The 17,095-nt window shown below is 43.9% G+C and carries 20 protein-coding genes; 11 read left to right on the top strand and 9 right to left on the bottom strand.

The genetic code is table 11. The features are described 5' to 3' along the window. Positions 1 to 234 precede the first annotated feature (234 nt). A complete protein-coding gene (locus AS006_RS05635; protein ID WP_101513389.1) occupies positions 235 to 468 on the top strand; it encodes a hypothetical protein in 234 nt (77 codons plus the stop codon). Between the two features lie 23 nt (positions 469 to 491). Further along, positions 492 to 1,253 carry a tyrosine-type recombinase/integrase gene (locus AS006_RS05630; protein ID WP_101513388.1) on the top strand — a complete coding sequence of 254 codons (762 nt, stop codon included), beginning with the start codon at positions 492 to 494 and terminating at the stop codon, positions 1,251 to 1,253. 174 nt (positions 1,254 to 1,427) lie between these two features. Here AS006_RS05630 and larE read toward each other — a convergent pair whose 3' ends face one another. Genes larE through larC form a run of 3 tightly spaced genes read right to left on the bottom strand, consistent with a single transcriptional unit; the run spans position 1,428 to position 4,172 of the window. Continuing rightward, on the bottom strand, positions 1,428 to 2,234 hold the full coding sequence (larE, locus tag AS006_RS05625) for an ATP-dependent sacrificial sulfur transferase LarE (RefSeq protein ID WP_101513387.1): 807 nt from the start codon (positions 2,232 to 2,234) through the stop codon (positions 1,428 to 1,430). After that, positions 2,231 to 2,986, bottom strand: coding sequence for a nickel pincer cofactor biosynthesis protein LarB (gene larB, locus AS006_RS05620; RefSeq protein ID WP_101513386.1), 756 nt, complete (start codon positions 2,984 to 2,986; stop codon positions 2,231 to 2,233). The genes larE and larB overlap by 4 nt, the downstream gene beginning before the upstream one ends. After that, complete coding sequence (larC, locus tag AS006_RS05615; protein ID WP_101513385.1) at positions 2,979 to 4,172, bottom strand: nickel pincer cofactor biosynthesis protein LarC; 1,194 nt, start codon at positions 4,170 to 4,172, stop codon at positions 2,979 to 2,981. The genes larB and larC overlap by 8 nt, the downstream gene beginning before the upstream one ends. A gap of 138 nt (positions 4,173 to 4,310) precedes the next feature. On the opposite strand from larC, the gene AS006_RS05610 reads away from it, so the two are divergent. Further along, the gene (locus AS006_RS05610; protein WP_101513384.1) at positions 4,311 to 5,954 is read left to right on the top strand and encodes a M3 family oligoendopeptidase; all 1,644 of its coding nucleotides are present in this window, start codon (positions 4,311 to 4,313) and stop codon (positions 5,952 to 5,954) included. 23 nt (positions 5,955 to 5,977) lie between these two features. On the opposite strand, the gene AS006_RS05605 is transcribed toward AS006_RS05610, so the two are convergent. Together AS006_RS05605 and AS006_RS05600 are read right to left on the bottom strand one after the other, a co-directional pair. Then, positions 5,978 to 6,694, bottom strand: coding sequence for a YgcG family protein (locus AS006_RS05605; RefSeq protein ID WP_101513383.1), 717 nt, complete (start codon positions 6,692 to 6,694; stop codon positions 5,978 to 5,980). Continuing rightward, the gene (locus tag AS006_RS05600; protein WP_199167425.1) at positions 6,694 to 7,257 is read right to left on the bottom strand and encodes a LemA family protein; all 564 of its coding nucleotides are present in this window, start codon (positions 7,255 to 7,257) and stop codon (positions 6,694 to 6,696) included. Before AS006_RS05600 ends, AS006_RS05605 begins: the two co-directional genes overlap by 1 nt. A gap of 237 nt (positions 7,258 to 7,494) precedes the next feature. On the opposite strand from AS006_RS05600, the gene rbsK reads away from it, so the two are divergent. From rbsK to rbsB, 6 genes are read left to right on the top strand one after another with little or no spacing between them, the layout of a single operon-like run. Further along, positions 7,495 to 8,388, top strand: a complete 894-nt coding sequence (gene rbsK, locus AS006_RS05595) for a ribokinase (RefSeq protein WP_101513381.1) — start codon at positions 7,495 to 7,497, stop codon at positions 8,386 to 8,388. Continuing rightward, complete coding sequence (locus tag AS006_RS05590; RefSeq protein ID WP_101513380.1) at positions 8,385 to 9,398, top strand: LacI family DNA-binding transcriptional regulator; 1,014 nt, start codon at positions 8,385 to 8,387, stop codon at positions 9,396 to 9,398. The genes rbsK and AS006_RS05590 overlap by 4 nt, the downstream gene beginning before the upstream one ends. After that, positions 9,376 to 9,783 carry a D-ribose pyranase gene (gene rbsD / locus AS006_RS05585; RefSeq protein WP_101513379.1) on the top strand — a complete coding sequence of 136 codons (408 nt, stop codon included), beginning with the start codon at positions 9,376 to 9,378 and terminating at the stop codon, positions 9,781 to 9,783. The genes AS006_RS05590 and rbsD overlap by 23 nt, the downstream gene beginning before the upstream one ends. Continuing rightward, the gene (locus tag AS006_RS05580) at positions 9,780 to 11,264 is read left to right on the top strand and encodes a sugar ABC transporter ATP-binding protein (protein WP_101513378.1); all 1,485 of its coding nucleotides are present in this window, start codon (positions 9,780 to 9,782) and stop codon (positions 11,262 to 11,264) included. Before rbsD ends, AS006_RS05580 begins: the two co-directional genes overlap by 4 nt. Further along, positions 11,261 to 12,181, top strand: coding sequence for an ABC transporter permease (locus AS006_RS05575; protein WP_101513377.1), 921 nt, complete (start codon positions 11,261 to 11,263; stop codon positions 12,179 to 12,181). The genes AS006_RS05580 and AS006_RS05575 overlap by 4 nt, the downstream gene beginning before the upstream one ends. A 30-nt stretch (positions 12,182 to 12,211) precedes the next feature. Then, positions 12,212 to 13,099, top strand: coding sequence for a ribose ABC transporter substrate-binding protein RbsB (gene rbsB, locus AS006_RS05570; RefSeq protein ID WP_101513376.1), 888 nt, complete (start codon positions 12,212 to 12,214; stop codon positions 13,097 to 13,099). A 36-nt stretch (positions 13,100 to 13,135) separates the two neighbouring features. On the opposite strand, the gene AS006_RS05565 is transcribed toward rbsB, so the two are convergent. Further along, a complete protein-coding gene (locus AS006_RS05565; RefSeq protein WP_101513375.1) occupies positions 13,136 to 13,825 on the bottom strand; it encodes a radical SAM protein in 690 nt (229 codons plus the stop codon). A gap of 67 nt (positions 13,826 to 13,892) precedes the next feature. On the opposite strand from AS006_RS05565, the gene AS006_RS05560 reads away from it, so the two are divergent. Continuing rightward, positions 13,893 to 14,531 (top strand): DUF429 domain-containing protein, encoded by a 639-nt coding sequence (locus tag AS006_RS05560; RefSeq protein ID WP_233185658.1) that lies wholly within the window; start codon positions 13,893 to 13,895, stop codon positions 14,529 to 14,531. Here the strand turns inward: AS006_RS05560 and AS006_RS05555 are convergent. From AS006_RS05555 to AS006_RS05545, 3 genes are read right to left on the bottom strand one after another with little or no spacing between them, the layout of a single operon-like run. Continuing rightward, positions 14,518 to 14,754: a hypothetical protein gene (locus AS006_RS05555; RefSeq protein WP_101513373.1), complete on the bottom strand. Its 237-nt coding sequence runs from the start codon at positions 14,752 to 14,754 to the stop codon at positions 14,518 to 14,520. The genes AS006_RS05560 and AS006_RS05555 overlap by 14 nt on opposite strands. A gap of 4 nt (positions 14,755 to 14,758) precedes the next feature. After that, a complete protein-coding gene (locus AS006_RS05550) occupies positions 14,759 to 15,361 on the bottom strand; it encodes a cytochrome b5 domain-containing protein (RefSeq protein ID WP_199167423.1) in 603 nt (200 codons plus the stop codon). Between the two features lie 11 nt (positions 15,362 to 15,372). After that, positions 15,373 to 15,759, bottom strand: coding sequence for a hypothetical protein (locus AS006_RS05545; RefSeq protein ID WP_101513372.1), 387 nt, complete (start codon positions 15,757 to 15,759; stop codon positions 15,373 to 15,375). Positions 15,760 to 15,822: 63 nt separating this feature from the next. Between AS006_RS05545 and AS006_RS05540 the strand changes: the two genes are divergently transcribed. After that, on the top strand, positions 15,823 to 17,094 hold the full coding sequence (locus AS006_RS05540) for a PhoPQ-activated pathogenicity-related family protein (protein WP_101513371.1): 1,272 nt from the start codon (positions 15,823 to 15,825) through the stop codon (positions 17,092 to 17,094). Position 17,095 lies beyond the last annotated feature (1 nt).

Below are 17,095 nucleotides of genomic sequence, written 5' to 3'. Positions count from 1 at the left end.
TATATCGTATAATATTCCGTGAGTTCCGTCATCTTTATCAGAGGGCTCAACCATGGACGAAGGTATGAATCTCACAACTTACGTTGAAAGCAAGCTTATTTCGTTTTTCCCTTTTCGTTGCCATCTTGTTCTTCGTGCTGACGTTCTTTTCCGGTATTCGCAACGATTTGAAGGTGCGAAAAAATCTTTAGGGTTGTGAGTGACGTTGATGTCTTTCAACAAGAGGAAAAAGTCATGAAGCTGCTCAAAGGAATTCATGAAACGCTGTACCCCTTCACGGTTTATCTGATATTCGCAAGACTGGATGGAAAATTCTTCATGTTTCCTGAATACGAGTATGGAGTGCGATCCAAGAGTCCTAGAAACTTCGTGGTGGCTTTCTATTCTGAAGTACTCGACGATCTCATCAGGAAGACGGATATAGCCATGTATCATGCAAAAAGAAACAAAGAACCTGTTTTTCAGTGATCTGAATCTAGAGGGTGGTTCCTATGGAAGAATACCTTGAGTATCTCAGGATAGTGAAGAAAAGAAGCGAAAGAACATTGTATCAGTACCGTTCCATTCTGAAAGAGTTCGCTGAGTACGAACCTGTCACCCCCGATTCCTGGAAAGAGTATCTACATAGGATATCAAACAACGCCCCCACCACTCAGCGCAACAAACTCGTTGTGGTGAAGAACTATCTGAACTGGAAGGCAGACAGGGGAATCCTGAACGTGCAGGATCGCTTCTGGAACGAAGCCGAACCCCCTCGCCACACGGTGCTACCAAAGGCCGTGGAACTCGATGAAATCAAGCGCATCATCGAGGTGTGTGATCATCGAATGTACAGAGCGATCTTCAAAGTGCTCGCCAACACGGGAATGAGGGTGTCAGAGCTTGTAAACCTCTCATTACAGGACATCTCACTGAACGATACCGCCAGGATAAGGATAAGAGGAAAAGGAAACAAAGAAAGAATTATCAACGTCTCCAGGGATCTGGTGGAAGAACTCATAAGATCTGGTTTTTTCGAGAAGAAACCTTCTGTTCGATCGATACAGAGAGCGGTCAAACGATACGCCAGAAAGGCTAGAATAAGAAAGAAGGTGACACCGCACATCTTCAGACATTCCTTTGCTGTAGCTCTGATAGAGCGAGGAATCGCCTTGAACAAGATACAGGCCCTTCTTGGTCACGCCAACATTTCAACCACTTCCATATACCTGAAAATAGCCAGCGAAGGTGTTGAGGTACCGAAGATTATTTGATATAAAACAAGAATAGCTATATCAACTAATATTCTATTGATTAATATCGTGAATGATAAAATTTTGACATATCTACACTTTGTTTCTTTATATCTTCTAAAGTAGATAATACAAAAATATACTTCCGTACAATATAGTATCGTAAACTAATATTTCTTCTTAGTTACCAAGAAATTACTTTGAAACATCTTCAATGGTCCTGTTCAGTTTACCACTCACCAGACCTTCCAGATCCAGCGTCACAAAGGAAAAACCTATTTCTCGAAGCCTCGAAACGATCCTTTCCTTTTCTTCCATGAAAAGTCCCATATCCTCCTTCTTTAACTCGATCAGTGCCACTCTGTACGGGAAAAATCTTACTCTCACCTCTTCAAAGCCAAGATCTCTGAGAAAGTTCTCTGCCGCCTCCACCATTCTGACTTTCCCCTCATCCAGACCAAATCCGTATGGGAATCTAGAACACAGACAGGCCATGGCAGGTTTGTTCCAGGTTGGAAGGTTCAGTTTTCTTGAGAACTCCCTGATTTCTTCCTTTGTCACCTCGAAGTCTATGAAAGGATGCCAGATACCATCCTCCGTAGAGGCCTTCACACCCGGTCTGTAATCTCGAAGGTCAGAGAAATTCAAACCGTCCGCTACCACTTCGAATCCATGTTCTTTTGCCCAGTTCTTCACAACGCTGTCTCTCAGTTTTCTACACAGATAACACCTGTCTGGAGGATTCTCTATGAGATGTCTGCTCTTGAGTTCGTCCAACTCGATGAATTCGTGTCTTATTCCAATGAGATCTGCCAGTTTTTTTGCCTCTTCTATTTCTCTTCTTGGAATGACAGGAGAATCTATTGTGAGCGCCACACTGTTTTCACCCAGTGCTTCGTAAGAGAGTTTTGCAAGGAGTGTACTGTCCACTCCTCCCGAAAACATCACCACAACCTTCTTCTTTTCTTTCAGAGCCTCCAGGATCTTTCTGATCTTGCTCATCTTCTTGCACTCCCGATTTTCCTCAGGATCCTCACGGCGGCTGCAGCGGCACCGACGGTGTTTCCTATGTTCACCACAAGAAGGCCAGGAACACACGTTTGAAGCATCGTTGTAAGAGCTCCCATACCTTCTCCACCGTGTCCGTAACCGACAGGTGTGGGAACCGCTATCACGGGAAGATCCGTCAAAGAAGCAACCAGAGAGGGTAAAATTCCTTCCATCCCGGCGAAAACTACGATGAGATCAGCATCCTTTACCTGTTTCATTGCGTAAAAAGATCGGTGTATTCCTGCAACTCCCGCATCGTAGACCTTTTTCACCGTGACACCAAGTTCTTCGAGTATGAAAGAAGTCTCTTCAGCAAAGGGAACATCGGAAGTTCCCGCGGTTATTATGCCCACTGTTCCATCCAGTCTTTCTGAAAGATTGTTCTTCTTTACAACCAGAAGTCTGCCTGCTTCTTTTATCTCGTACTCTCTGAATCTGTCCTTTACCAACTTTTTCTTTTCCTCATCCAGATGGGAAACAAAAGCGACTCCCTTCTTCTCCAGAAACTTTTCCACGGCCAGGATTATGTGTTCGAGAGTTTTCCCAGATGCAAAAACGATTTCAGGAAAGCCTTGCCGTCTTTCTCTTTCCAGATCGAGCATCAACTCATCAGTTCTTTCATAGAACGTCTCCAGGATTTTCCTTTCTGCTTCATCGAGTGTTATTTCACCCTTTAAAAGAGCTTTCAGGATGCTCTCAAACATTTCCTTGAACCTCCGATATCTTTCTGCAGACTGCGTTATAAACCTCTTTGAGTGGTATCTTTTTTTCCTGTGCCAACTTTTTGCAGGCTTCGTACTCTGGAGAGACGTTCACGGCTTCAGAATCAAAATATGCTACTTTCACAGGGATCTTTCCGTATTCTGTCTCCACTGTTATCACCTTGCGAGGAGCTTCCACCTTTTCGAGGTGGAGAATCCTTGCACCTATACTGGTACTTTCTTTGAAGAGAATCTTCAGAATCTGATCTCTTTTTTCCTCAGAACACAGGACAGAAACTTTCACAGCCGGGCGGTTCTTCTTCATGTATATGGGTGTGTAAAAAACGTCCTTTGCACCTGTTTCGAACAGTTTTTCCATGAGATATCCAAAAAGTTGAGGATTCATATCGTCTACGTTCGTCTCTATGAGGATGTCTCTTTCACTTTTTCCTTCCAGAGAACCGAGGTAGCCTCGAAGAACATTCGGTATCTCAAGATCTCTTGTCCCTGCTCCGTATCCCACCTTTTCTATTCTCAGAATCGGTGTTCTGAACTCGTCGACCAATTCCTTCAAGATCACAGCTCCCGTTGGTGTGACAAGTTCTGCCCGCACCTTTTGATCCATGTAGATCGGTATGTCCTTCAGAAGTTCCGCGGTTGCCGGGGCTGGGACCGGGTATCTACCGTGTTCTGTCATCACAAAGCCACTCCCTGTGTTGACGGTGCCGCAAAAGATTCTTTCCACACCGAGAAGTTCCAGTCCTATCACAGCTCCCACGATTTCTATCACCGCGTCCATAGCCCCTACTTCATGGAAATGAACCTTCTCTTTTGGAAGACCATGAACCTTGCTTTCTGCTTCGGCGAGGGTTTCGAACATCCTCTTTGCTTTTTCTCTTGCGGGACTTTCGAGTCTTTCGAGTATCTCCATTATTTCTGAAAGATGTCTTCCGTGGTGCTCGTGATCCATGTGGTCTTCGTGGTGATCTTTTCCTGGAAAGACAACGTCCACCTTCGTTGCGGTTATACCCTTTTTGTTGACCTTTTTTATTCTCAATTCAAACTCGATGCCCAGTTTTGAAAGGCGTCTTTTGAGTTCTTCAGGATCAACACCAAGGTCGACAAGAAGTCCAAGGAACATATCACCTGCAATCCCGGAGAACGGATCGAGATAGAGAATCTTTTCCATTTTTTGCTCCCTCCTTTAGATAATGAGTATATACTAATTACCTTTCCGAACCAAGTAACATCTGAATTAAAACAAAGCACATTGAAGGAATTCGAGTGAGAATACTAGTAGAACACCTGCGAAGGAGGGATGCAGTGGATGCAGTGGAAAGATGTTGAACCTCTGGTGAACGAACTTCTGAATTTTTCCATCTCTTCTTCTGAAGACTTCAGAAGTTTTATTAACAGGGTAACGGATTTCTTCGATCAAGTGGAGGAAGAACACGCTTGGCTCTACATCAAAATGACCGTGAACGCAGACAACAAAGAGTACGCAAAATCCTACGAAGAGTTCATGAAAGAGGTCGTTGCAAAACTCAAACCTTACGAACAGAAGATCAAAGAAAAGATCGTTGAAAACGAACGTTTTGCGCCTCTTGGATACGAACACATGATAAGGATTCTCAAAAACGACGTGGAACTTTTCAGGGAAGGGAACGTTCCTCTTCAGGTGAAAGAAAGTATACTGGCCAAAAACTATGGAACGCTCGTTGGAAGCATCGAGGTGGAGTTCAAAGGGGAAAAGAAAACCCTCCAGCAACTCTCCACCTATCTGAAAGACCCCGACAGATCCACAAGGGAGCTTGCCTGGAGGAAAAGGTACGAAGGAATATGGAGTGTGAGAGAAAAACTCAACGAACTCTTCGACGAACTCAAAGGTATAAGGCACCAGCAGGCTCTGAACGCTGGCTTTTCCAACTACAGAGACTACATGCACAGGTTGAAGGGAAGATTCGAGTACACACCAGAAGACCTGTTTGAGTTTCACGCTGCTGTGGAAAAAGAGGTGGTTCCGTACCTGATGGAAAGAACAAAACTCAGACGGAAAAAACTCGGTGTTGAGAGCGTAAGACCGTGGGACACGGCAGTGGATGTGGATGGTAAGGTGTTGAAACCATTTTCTTCAACAGACGAGTTCGTAGAGAAAACACAGCGGGCCCTGAAAAGATTGAACCCCCTCTTTGCAGAAAGATTTCGTCTCATGAAAGAGAAGAGACTCCTTGACCTTGAAAACAGAAGAGGGAAGGCTCCAGGGGGCTACAACCATACACTTCCAAAGACGGGGGCTCCTTTCATCTTCATGAACGCTGTCGGACAGCCAGGGGATGTGAGAACGATTTTCCATGAGCTGGGACATTCGATGCACTCGTTCGAAACGCTGAACCTTCCAGCCTTCTACAGACCTCACAGAATGGAAGTTGCTGAACTCGCCTCGATGTCGATGGAACTCATCTCCATGGAGTACTGGAAGGAGTTTTACGAAGACCCGGAAGATTTCAAAAAGGCAAAGATCGAAGAACTCGAAGGCACACTTTATTTTTTGCCGTGGTGCATGATAGTGGATGCTTTCCAGCACTGGATTTACACCAATCCCGATCACACACCAGATGAAAGAGACGAATACTTTGCTCACCTGATGGACAGGTTCAATCCCGGAGTGGACTGGTCAAATCTGGATGAGGAAAAGAAAACAAGATGGCTCTTTCAACTTCACATCTTCGAGGTGCCGTTCTATTATATAGAGTATGGGATAGCCCAGATCGGTGCCCTTGCAATTTACAGGAATTACCTGAAAGATCCGGAGAAAACCCTGAAAGACTACCAGAGGTTTTTATCCGTGGGATGTTCAGCCTCAGTAGACGAAGTATACAGAGCAGCGGGAATAGAGTTGAGCTTCTCAAGGGAGTACATAAGAGAAATCGTCAACTTCGTAGCAGAACAGATAGAAGCAATAGAAAGATGAAGCCCCGGAAACCCGGGGCTTTTTCACCATCCTCTTGATGCACCACCGCCTCCGGAGGATCCTCCTCCAAAGCCCCCAGAGCCACCTGATCCACCCCTGGGTCCACCGAATCCACCCGGAAACCTGGGACCTCTGTACCAGTATCTTCCCCTTCCCATGATGGAAGAGAAGATGATGAACGCGACGACGATGATAATAATGGAAAGACCATTGATGTCCGTTCCTCTTTCAGGAAGGTCTGAGGTTCCTGTGATTTCCACCCCGTACTCTCTGGCCACCTCTCTGACGATCGCCAGATAGCCATAGTAGATACCTTTGTTGTACTCTCCCTCTTTGAAATAGGGAATCACGTATTCATCGAGGATTCTTCCTGCCTTTCCATCTGGAATGGCTCCTTCCAAGCCGTATCCAACTTCTATTCTCACCTTTCTATCCTGCATCGCAACAAGAAGAAGCACCCCGTTGTTCTTTTCCTTTTGACCTATTCCCCATTCCCTGAAAAGCCGGTTCGCATATTCTTCCACCGTAAGACCAGAGAGTGAAGGAACAACCACCACAACGATCTGAGCCGTTGTTTTTTTCTCCAGTTCTTTTCCAACGGCAACTATCTTTTCCACCGTTTCTGAATCCAGCACACCCACGTAGTCGTTCACATACTTGTACGGAGTGGGCTCTGGAAACTCAACTGAAAACGAAAGAACAAATAAAGCAATGAGAATCAGAAAAAGAATTCTTCTCATCAGAACTTCACCTCTGGCACCTGCTCTGCTCCAACCCTTGCTTCAAAGTACTGTTTCTCTTCGAATCCAAACATCCTTGCAAAGATCACACCGGGAAACCTCTTTATAGCGGTGTTGTATCTTTTCACCGCTTCGTTGTAGTCTCTTCGAGCAACTGCAATCCTGTTTTCCGTTCCGGCGAGTTCATCCATGAGCTGGCGAAAGTTCGTGTCAGCCTTGAGATTGGGATAGTTCTCCGCTATGGCAAGAAGTCTTGAAAGGGCTGATGAAAGTTCTGCATCGGCCTGAGCGCTCTCCTGTGGTGTTCTTGCACCTATCAGTTTCGATCTTGCGTTCGCTATCTCTTCGAGAATCTCTTTCTCATGTGCAGCATAGCCCTTCACAGTTTCCACGAGATTGGGTATGAGGTCTGCTCTTCTCTGGAGCTGGTTCTGGATCTGGCTGTACTTTTCCTCCACTTCCTGTTCCAGCGAAACAAGGTAATTGTAATATCCGATCGTGGTACCGATGATGACGACCGCAACGATCAGAACAATTATCAGAACGATGAGGCCCTTTTTCACAGAAATCCCTCCTTCCACTCCTAGAATGTTACCATGGAATTTTATGATTTAGACTTTTTCGTTCGTAGATAATGTGGAAAAAATCTATTTTCTGACGATTAACGGAAATTATAAGTGTTTGTAGTGGATTTTCTTCGTTTTTCTCAGGTTGACGTTTTGCTTTTATTTGTGTTACCATTCTCGTGAAAACGATTTCGAAAACGTTTTCAAAAGATCCACATGGGGAGGAAAAACAAAATGATATCGGTTGTTGGAAGTTCGAACATAGACATCGTCCTCAAGGTCGATCACTTCACAAGACCAGGAGAAACTCAAAAGGCACTTGAGATGAACATTTTTCCCGGTGGAAAAGGGGCAAATCAGGCTGTGACCGTTGCAAAAATAGGAGAAAAAAGCTGCCGTTTTTTGACATGTTTGGGAAACGACGATTATGCAAAAATCCTCTCGGATAATTTTGAAAGGCATGGAATAAAAGGGTACATCCAGATAAATGTCCCTACTGGAAGAGCTTTCATAGAGGTGGACAGAAGCGGCCAGAACAGAATCATCATCTTTCCCGGTGCGAACGCGGAACTCAAGAAAGAATTGATAGACTGGGAAGAACTATCCAGAAGCGAAATCTTACTTCTTCAAAACGAGATCCCGTTTGAAACTACTCTGGAGTGTGCAAAAAGGTTCAACGGTATTGTGATCTTCGACCCCGCTCCAGCACAGGGAATAAATGAAGAGATCTTTCAATACGTGGACTATCTTACGCCGAACGAGGAGGAGATAGAAACCCTCTCCAGAGAAATCTTTGGAGATTTTTCCACAGTTGAGAACGCAGCTGAAAGATTTTTGAAACTAGGTGTAAAGAACGTTCTTGTAAAACTCGGCGAAAAAGGAATTCTTTTGCTGAACAAGAAGGGAAAAAAGCACTTTCCAGCTTTTGAAGTAAACGCAGTCGATACGACAGCAGCTGGCGACGTCTTCAATGGTGCTTTCGCTGTTGGGCTGGCAGAAGGTAAGAATCTCGAAGATGCTGTGATCTTCGGTATGGCAGCGGCGGCTATATCTGTAACAAGATTAGGGGCTCAAAGTTCTATACCCTCACGGCAGGAAGTAGAAGAGTTTTTGAAGGTGAAATTATGAAAAAAGTGACCATAAGAGATATAGCACGTGAGGCAGGCGTTTCACCTTCTACAGTTTCAAGAGTGATAAACAAAAGTGCACCGGTGAGAAAAGAACTTGAGGAAAAAGTACTTGAGGTTATCAAGAAAATGGGATACACACCGAATCTGGTGGCACGAAGTTTGAGGAAGGGATACACCGACACAGTGGGATTCATTGTACCTGACATAACAAACCCATTCTTTTCGCTCATCATCAAAGGAGCTGAGGATTTCTTCAAAAAGAAAAAGATCTCCCTGGTTGTTTGTAGTTCAAATCATGATGTTAAAGAAGAAGAAAAGTTAATTGAGATGCTGGTTTCAAAGAAAATGGATGGATTGTTACTGATAGGTGCAGGAAGTAACAATCGACTATTGAGCAGCATCCTAAATAGAGTGAAAGTAGTTTTTGTGGACAGGGTGTACGAAGGGTACGATGCACCGTATGTGGTTAGCGACAATTACAACGGTATGAAAAAACTTGTGTGGTACTTGGTAAAGACAGGGCACAGATCGTTTGCCTTTTTGAATGGAGAAGAAGGAACGTACAGTGCTACGGAAAGGTTAAAGGGATTTGTGGATGCTCTCAAAGAAGCTGGGATAAAGGACTATGTGGTTTTCTTCGGACAATTCACCTATGAAAGTGGTTTTTCACTTGTGAAAAAATTGAAGAAGATTCCCGATGCTATTGTTTGTGGGAACGATCTTATGGCGTACGGGGCAATAGATGCTCTGGAAGAAATGGGATATGGAGTTCCAAAAGATGTGAGTGTCACCGGATTTGATGATCTTCCTTTCAGTAAACATTATAAACCCTCGTTGACAACGGTTAGGCAACCCTTCCATGCAATGGGTTATGAATCCGCAAAGATACTTCATTGGATGATAAGTGGGAAAAGTAAGGAAAATAAAAAGATCGTGCTTGAAACAGAGTTGATCATCAGAGAATCAACCAAAGGAGGATCAGAGTATGAAACGAATGGGAATTCTTAACTCTACCATATCCGAGATGGTGGCAAACATGGGACATACCGACATGTTGACAATAGTTGATATGGGTTTCCCTATACCTGATGGAGCCAAAAAAGTAGATTTAGTGGTTGACAAGGGAAAACCTGGCCTTCTGGAAGTGGTAGAAGTTATTCTAAAGGAATTAGAGATTGAGAAAATCATTCTGGCTGAGGAGATGAACGAAAAAAATTCTGAGACTCGAGATTTACTGATTAATCTCGTAGAGAAAAACAATAGTAATGTAAAAATAGAATTCATACCTCATGAGGAGTTCAAAAAAATTTCCAGAACTTCAAAAGGATTTGTAAGGACAGGAGCGGACAAGCCGTATTCGAACGTCATCCTCGTGAGTGGGGTGATATTTTGAAATTGCTCGAAATGAAACAAATTACGAAGCGCTTCCCAGGGGTAGTGGCTCTTGACAAAGTGGATTTTGACCTGGGAAGGGGGGAAATTCATGCACTCGTTGGAGAAAACGGTGCCGGTAAGAGTACTCTGATGAAAATATTATCAGGAATTCTCAGACCAGATGAGGGAAAAATCTTCCTGGATGGAAAAGAAGTGACTTTTAACTCTATTCTCGAAGCGCAGAACTATGGGATATCGATGATTCATCAGGAGTTGAGCCTCTGTGAGAACCTTACAGTGGCTGAGAACATCTTTTTGGGATTGGAAGAAAATTGGAACGTTTCGAGGAAAAATCTCGTAAGAAAAGCCAGAGAGCTCCTTGAGCAGCTCGAATTTGATATTCAGCCTGATAAAAGGGTAGAAGAATTGAGTGTTTCGGAGAAACAGCTAGTGTCCATAGCTAAAGCACTTTCTAGGAAAGTTAAGATTCTGATAATGGACGAACCAACTGCAACCATTACCGAACACGAGGTAAAAAGGCTTTTTGAAATAATGCACGATTTAAAGAGACGCGGAATCTCTATAGTATTCATATCGCATCGTCTCGATGAGGTATTTGAAATAGCAGACAGGATCACCGTTTTGAGAGACGGACAAAAGATAGGAACAGGAAGTTTGAGAGACTACGATCGTGACACCATTATACAGATGATGATAGGAAGGAGAATATCGGAAATGTATCCTAAATTCAACAAATGCACAGAGGAGGTAATTTTTGAAGTAGAGGAATTCTCCGTACCAGGCTATGTAGAACCTCTTTCTTTCGAACTGAGAAAAGGGGAAATCTTTGGGATAGCAGGGTTGGTTGGTTGCGGTAAAAGTGAACTTGCTTTGGGACTTTTTGGAGCCATGAAATCCTTTTTCAAAAGAATGACACTTTTTGGAAAGGATATAACAAGATTGGAAAGTCCTTTAGATGCTTTGAAAAATGGTATCGTTATGGTCCCAGAAGATAGAAAAACTCAGGGTCTTATTCTCGAGTTGAGTGTGATTAAGAACATCATCCTACCAAATACAGATATTGTTTCACGATTCATGAAAATAAACTGGAAGCAATCAGCCAGGATTGCTGAGCAATTCGTAAAGCAACTGAACATCAAGACACCATCCATTAAGCAGCTGGTTAAGAATCTATCAGGTGGTAATCAACAAAAGGTGGTGATAGCAAAATATCTCGCCAAGAAACCGCGACTTGCCGTGTTTGTAGAACCAACCCGTGGTATCGATGTGGGATCTAAAGTGGAAATTTATGAGCTGATGAACCACCTGGCAAATGAAGGGACGGGAATTATCTTCATTTCCTCTGAGTTACCGGAGATAGTGAATCTGTGTGATCGAGTGATGGTTATGCATAGAGGCAGAATGACAGCATTGCTGGAGAAAGATGAAATATCCCAAGAAAACATCATGAAAGCAGCAGTGGGGGTGCAAGCAAAATGAAAGGGATATGGAATCTTATGAGGCGATACCCGGTAGTTGTTGGATTCATCGCACTGTTAGTTGTTCTGTCGATCCTTTCCGATAGATTTCTAACGATCTCTAATTTGCTCAACGTGTTGAGGCAGGTTTCCGTTCAAGCGATTATAGCCTTTGGAATGACCATCGTCATCATTTCCGGTGGAATAGACCTCTCGGTGGGATCTGTTTTTGCTTTCAGCGCCGTTGTACTTGCATCAATTCTGAAGCAAGGATCCATTCTTCTAGCTGTGTTGGCTGGCCTGGGAGTTGGAGCTCTTTTTGGTCTTTTCAACGGCTTTGTGATAGCCAAGGCGAAACTACAACCTTTCATTGTAACACTCGCAACGATGGCAATTGCCAGAAGCTTTACCCTTCTGTACACAAACGGTATGCCAATAACGGGTTTCAGCGATGCCTTCAGATTTATTGGTCGTGGTGAGATTTTCTCGATCCCTGTTCCTGTTTTTATAATGTTTGGGGTCTTTTTTTTGACATGGTACCTCCTTTCCCAAACGAAACTCGGTTTATACGCGTACTCAATAGGTGGCAATGAAGAGGCAACTAGATTAAGTGGAGTCAACGTTGACAATTACAAGATTATTTTTTACACCTTAAGCGGAGTGTATTCTGCTATCAGTGCCATGATCCTAATAGCAAGACTCAACAGTGCTCAACCTATTTTTGGTGAGGGATACGAACTTGATGCTATTGCAGCGGTAGTTCTTGGTGGAGCAAGTCTTTCCGGAGGAAAAGGAACAGTATTAGGAACACTCTTTGGGGCTTTGATCATGGGAATCATAAACAACGGTCTCAACTTGTTGAATGTTTCACCATTTTATCAGCAAGCAGTAAAAGGAAGCATCATTCTGGCAGCGGTTCTTTTGGAAAGAGAAAAATAAGCACCTAAAAAATCTCAGGGAGGTGATGTTATGAGGAAGTTAGTATTTACTCTGCTGGTAGCACTTTTTATGCTGGGAGCAGCATTCGGAGCGAAGTACGTCGTGGGACTCTCACTGTCAACGCTTAACAATCCGTTCTTTGTGACATTAAGAGATGGTGCTATAGATACAGCAGAGAAACTGGGGATCGAATTGATTGTTCTGGATGCTCAAGACAACCCGGCAAAACAGCTCAACGATATTGAGGACCTAATTCAAAGAGGGGTCGATCTCATAATTATTAACCCAACTGATAGTGATGCGATTGTATCAGCTGTGGAAAGTGCAAACGAAGCGGGTATTCCCGTCATAACAGTGGACAGAGCTTCAAACGGTGGAAAAGTGGTGTGCCACATTGCTTCCGATAACGTTGAAGGCGGAAGAATGGCGGCAAGGTACATAGCGAAAGTTTTGAACGGAAAAGGAAAAGTGGTGGAACTCGTGGGAATTCTTGGAACATCTGCGGCAAGGGATAGAGGAAAGGGTTTTGAAGAGGAGATTGCAAAGTACCCTGGTTTACAGCTTGTAGCAAAGCAGACTGCTAATTTCAACAGAGCTGAAGGACTCATAGTGATGGAAAACATCCTTGAAGCACATCCTGATATTGACGCTGTCTTTGCCCAAAACGATGAAATGGCTCTGGGAGCCATTGAAGCTATTAAAGCGACTGGAAAACTTGATGAAATAGTTGTGGTAGGGTTTGATGCCATTCCTGATGCGATAGAAGCCATCAAGAAAGGAGAAATGGAAGCAACAATCGCACAGCAGCCTTATTTGATGGGTCAGTTAGCAGTCACAAAAGCATTTGAATACCTGACAACAGGTACAGTCTTCTTCCCAGTCGAATTGAAGCTTATAACCCAAGAAAACGTTGAGTGAAGATCACAAAGAGGGTGGGAGGTATCTCACCCTCCTTCATAAAAATCCTTTTCTTCTCAAATTCTCCACAACGAAAGGATAAGGTTCCAGATACTCCTTTTCCATCCTGCAAGGGACAGGAAGTTTCTTTTTGAGTTCACTCAATCCTTCTTCGCCGAACAGATCGTACATTATAGCAATCCAGAAACGCACCTTTCCATACAGGTTCTCCAGGGCTTTCAATTGATAGTAGAAATACCGCCCATCTGCGCCGGTTATCCGCTCAAAACTCTCTTCGTCCCAGCCTTTCACGTTCACTCTCACAAGAACGTCAAGATCAGCGAAGAGATCCACCAGTGATGGATCGTAGCCAAACAAGATACCATTCGTCTCCAGGATGAACGTTCCCTTCACAAGTTTCATCACTTCTCTTGTGTGTTCTGCTGATTTTCTTCCAAGAATCGGCTCTGCTCCACTAATTCTGAAAAGACCACATCTTCTTTTTCTTGAGATCTCCACGAGTTTTTCTGCCACCTCTTCTGGCGAGAAGAAATCTCCTACCTTCTCTGGCCTTATGTTCTTGAAATAGTTCCAGCAGTAGGCACAGAGCAGGTTACACCCAACAGAGTCCGCTGTTACAATCCCACCGTAGTACAGAGAGTACCTGAACCTGTAGTATTTTCTCTTTCCGCCTTTCATCACAATACTTTCTATTTTTTTCGATCTTTCAATTGGATTGAATCCCACGATATCCCCCCGGTTTATAATGTACACGATGATCACGGCCGGTGTGGATGGTACACGAAGGGGATGGGTGTATGTTCTGGTTGAAGAACGCAAAATTTTGAAGATAGGACTCATGGAACGCTTCTTGTTCCCAGGATTTCCTGTGCTTGTAGACATTCCCATTGGACTACCAGAGACCGGTGAGAGAGTGTGTGACGAACTTGCACAGAAGATCCTTTCGAAGCGGGCAGGATGTGTGTTCACCGTGCCTGTCAGAAAAGCGGTTTATCAGAAAACCTACGAAGAGGCCTTGAGGGTCAACAGGAAAAAACAAGGAAAGGGATTTCCCGTTCAGTTCTGGAACATCGTGGGAAAAGTGAGGGAAGTGGATCTTTTCTTGAGAGAAAATCCCTCACTGGTCAGTGTGATCAGTGAGTCCCACCCAGAACTTTGTTTTTTGAAACTTTCTGGAAGACTTCTTGCCTCAAAGCACACAAAAGAAGGAATCAAACAGAGAATAAATGTGCTAAATAAATTCCTCACACTCGATGTGAACGAACTAAAAAAGAATGGGGAAAGACTGAAGGTTCCTCTCCACGATCTTCTCGATGCTATGGTCCTTGCCCTCTCCGGACAGTTTTCACTGGAGACGATTCCAGAAAACCCACCGAAAGATCGCTACGGTCTTCCAATGGGTATCAAAATACCCGTTTTCAGTGAAGAATGAAGCCCCTTTTCAACCCTTCTCTGTACAGTATGCTTCCTTCAAGAACGAAACCTTCCGGTACTTCTTTGAAAGCAAGGAATCCCACTCGATACACATTTTCCAATTTTTCCAAACCATGTGGAGAGAGTTTCACGATTTCGTATGTGAGATCTTCTCCAGCGCTGTGTTGCCCCATGTGGTTTCCGTTCTTCCATGCCCTGGAGTACGAAACATCATAGACGATTCCTTCAACTGCTACGTAGGCTTTCTTTCCGTTCTTTCCGGAGTAATTTTTTCAAATCATCCAGGGTGAACACCAGAACACCCACAGGATAGACGTTGGAAAGCTTAGAAAGACCGTGCGGAGAAAGCTTCAAGATCTCGTGCGTGAGTTCAGAGCCTGCACTGTGCCGTCCCATGTGTTCACCGTTTCTCCATGCCTTTGAATGTGTCACATCGTAGACTATTCCGTTCACTGCAACGTACGCTTTGTTTCCGTTTTTTTCATTGAATTTTTTGAGATCATCCATTGTGAACGCAAGGATTCCTACGATTTTCTTTCCATCCAGTTTAACCAGACCATGAGGTGACTGTTTCAAAATTTCGTAGGTTAGTTCCTCCCCGGCATCGTGCTGCCCCATGTGTGTACCTTTATACCAGGCATCTGATTCGGTAAGATCATAAACAAAACCTCCTACGGCTACCCACACTTTTCCGTTCTTACCATCGTTTTGCTTCAAAGTCTGATAGGATATCAATGGATAACTCGGGATACTCTCTTCAATAATTTTTGGGTCAATGGAAAAGATCATGGTAACTGCCAGTAGAAGAAACACCATCAAAGCCTTCATAATATCCCTCCTTAAAAGAGCCATGGGGTCAAAAGATGAAGCAGAAGGAACACCAGAAGAGAAACACCGAGGTATCTGTGAAAGATAATCCAGTGTCTTCTGAAAAAACGCAGTTTTCCAAGAAGGTAGATCAGAAACATGGTCGTGATGAGAATCCACAAAAGTGTGCCCGTGTGGAAGTAGATGTATCCACCCAGAGCCAGATATCCATGGACAAAACCAAGAACGATCAACACTAACCCTGAAAGTTTGTGGTATTTTCTGAAGTATTTTGCTATATTCATCATGTGGAATAGAAGGCGAGATTCTCTTTTCAGTTTATATATGACCCTCACGAAAAAAGGAAAAAGATTGAAAATCAAAAGACCCACGTTGATCCAACCAAGAACTCTGAACACAGAAACTCCTTCCAAAGTAAAAGATGGAAATCAATTCAATTATACATTATGAGGAGGGAAAGTATGAGAAAAGCAGCAAGTTTGATGATCCTGATTTTCACCACCATAATCTTTGCTGTACATCCTCTGGACGTTCTCACACGAGAAAGAGGCGCTCCAATTTATGAAACCAAGATTTCAACCACCACTCAAGAGGGTGAGGAAATATACGTTCTCAAGTCGTACGGTATGAAGTGGCAGGAGGTCCAGTGGTTTCACAGGGTGGGAATCATTCTTCCACCCAATCTAAGATACAGAGATCGTGCTTTCCTGCTGATAACGGGTGGAAGCAGAAGGGAGGAAAATGAAGCCTATTACAGGGCGTTTCTGGAGGATGTTCTTGAGTACCTGTGGGTGGCGAGAATGTTTGAGTCTCCCTTCGTGGTTGTGGGTGATGTTCCCAATCAACCGATCTTTGGTCTCAGAGAAGATGCGTTGATTGCAGAGACGTTCAGGATGTATCTCGAAAAACCCGATCCGTTCCTTCCACTCCTTGTCCCCATGACCTACGGTGTGATAAGAGCCATGGACGCGGCACAGGATTTTCTGGAAAAGAAAAACTTTGAAATAAAGGGATTCATGGTTTCTGGTGCTTCAAAGAGAGGATGGACCACCTACCTTGCAGGTATCTTCGATCCACGGGTTTTTGCCATTGTTCCTATGGTGTACGACAATCTGAACATAGAGGTACAACTTCTTCATCAAAAAGAGTACTACGGCACTTACAGCGAAAAACTGAAGGATTATCAGGAAAGAGGACTCCTGGATCTGATAGAAAGTAAACGGGGGAAAGATCTTCTCGAAATAGTCGATCCGTACGCTATGAGGTTGAGGCTTAGTCTTCCTAAGATTCTTGTACTCGGCACAAACGACGAATACTGGACGCTCGACTCAGCAAATCTCTACGTGGACGACTTGCCAGGGGAGACCTTCCTTTTCTACTCCCCAAACGACAGACACAACCTGAAAAATGTAAAAGAGATTGTGGAGACGATCTCTTCGTTTTTCAAGTTGTATCCAAGACTGCCGGAAGTAAGGTTTTTCTATGAAGATGGAAAGATCTCGGTTGAGAAAAGTCCAGAGATCGTAGATGCGGAGTTACGGTTTACAATATCGAAGAGCAAAGATTTCAGAGAAACGGTTTGGTTGAGAAAGAACGTAGAAGAAAAAGAAGATTTGCTGGTTGGAGTACCTCCTGGAAAACCCGCGGGATTTCATCAGGCCTACTTCCTGAGAGTCACGCTGGAAATCAAAGGACTGAGAATGAAGGTCTGCAGCAAGATTGTGGTTGAATAGC

Source organism: Thermotoga sp. SG1 (assembly GCF_002865985.1).
In the GTDB taxonomy this organism is placed as follows: Bacteria; Thermotogota; Thermotogae; order Thermotogales; family Thermotogaceae; genus Thermotoga.
The sequence above is the reverse complement of the archived record's forward strand: the minus strand, read 5'-3'. Positions and strand labels throughout refer to the sequence as shown.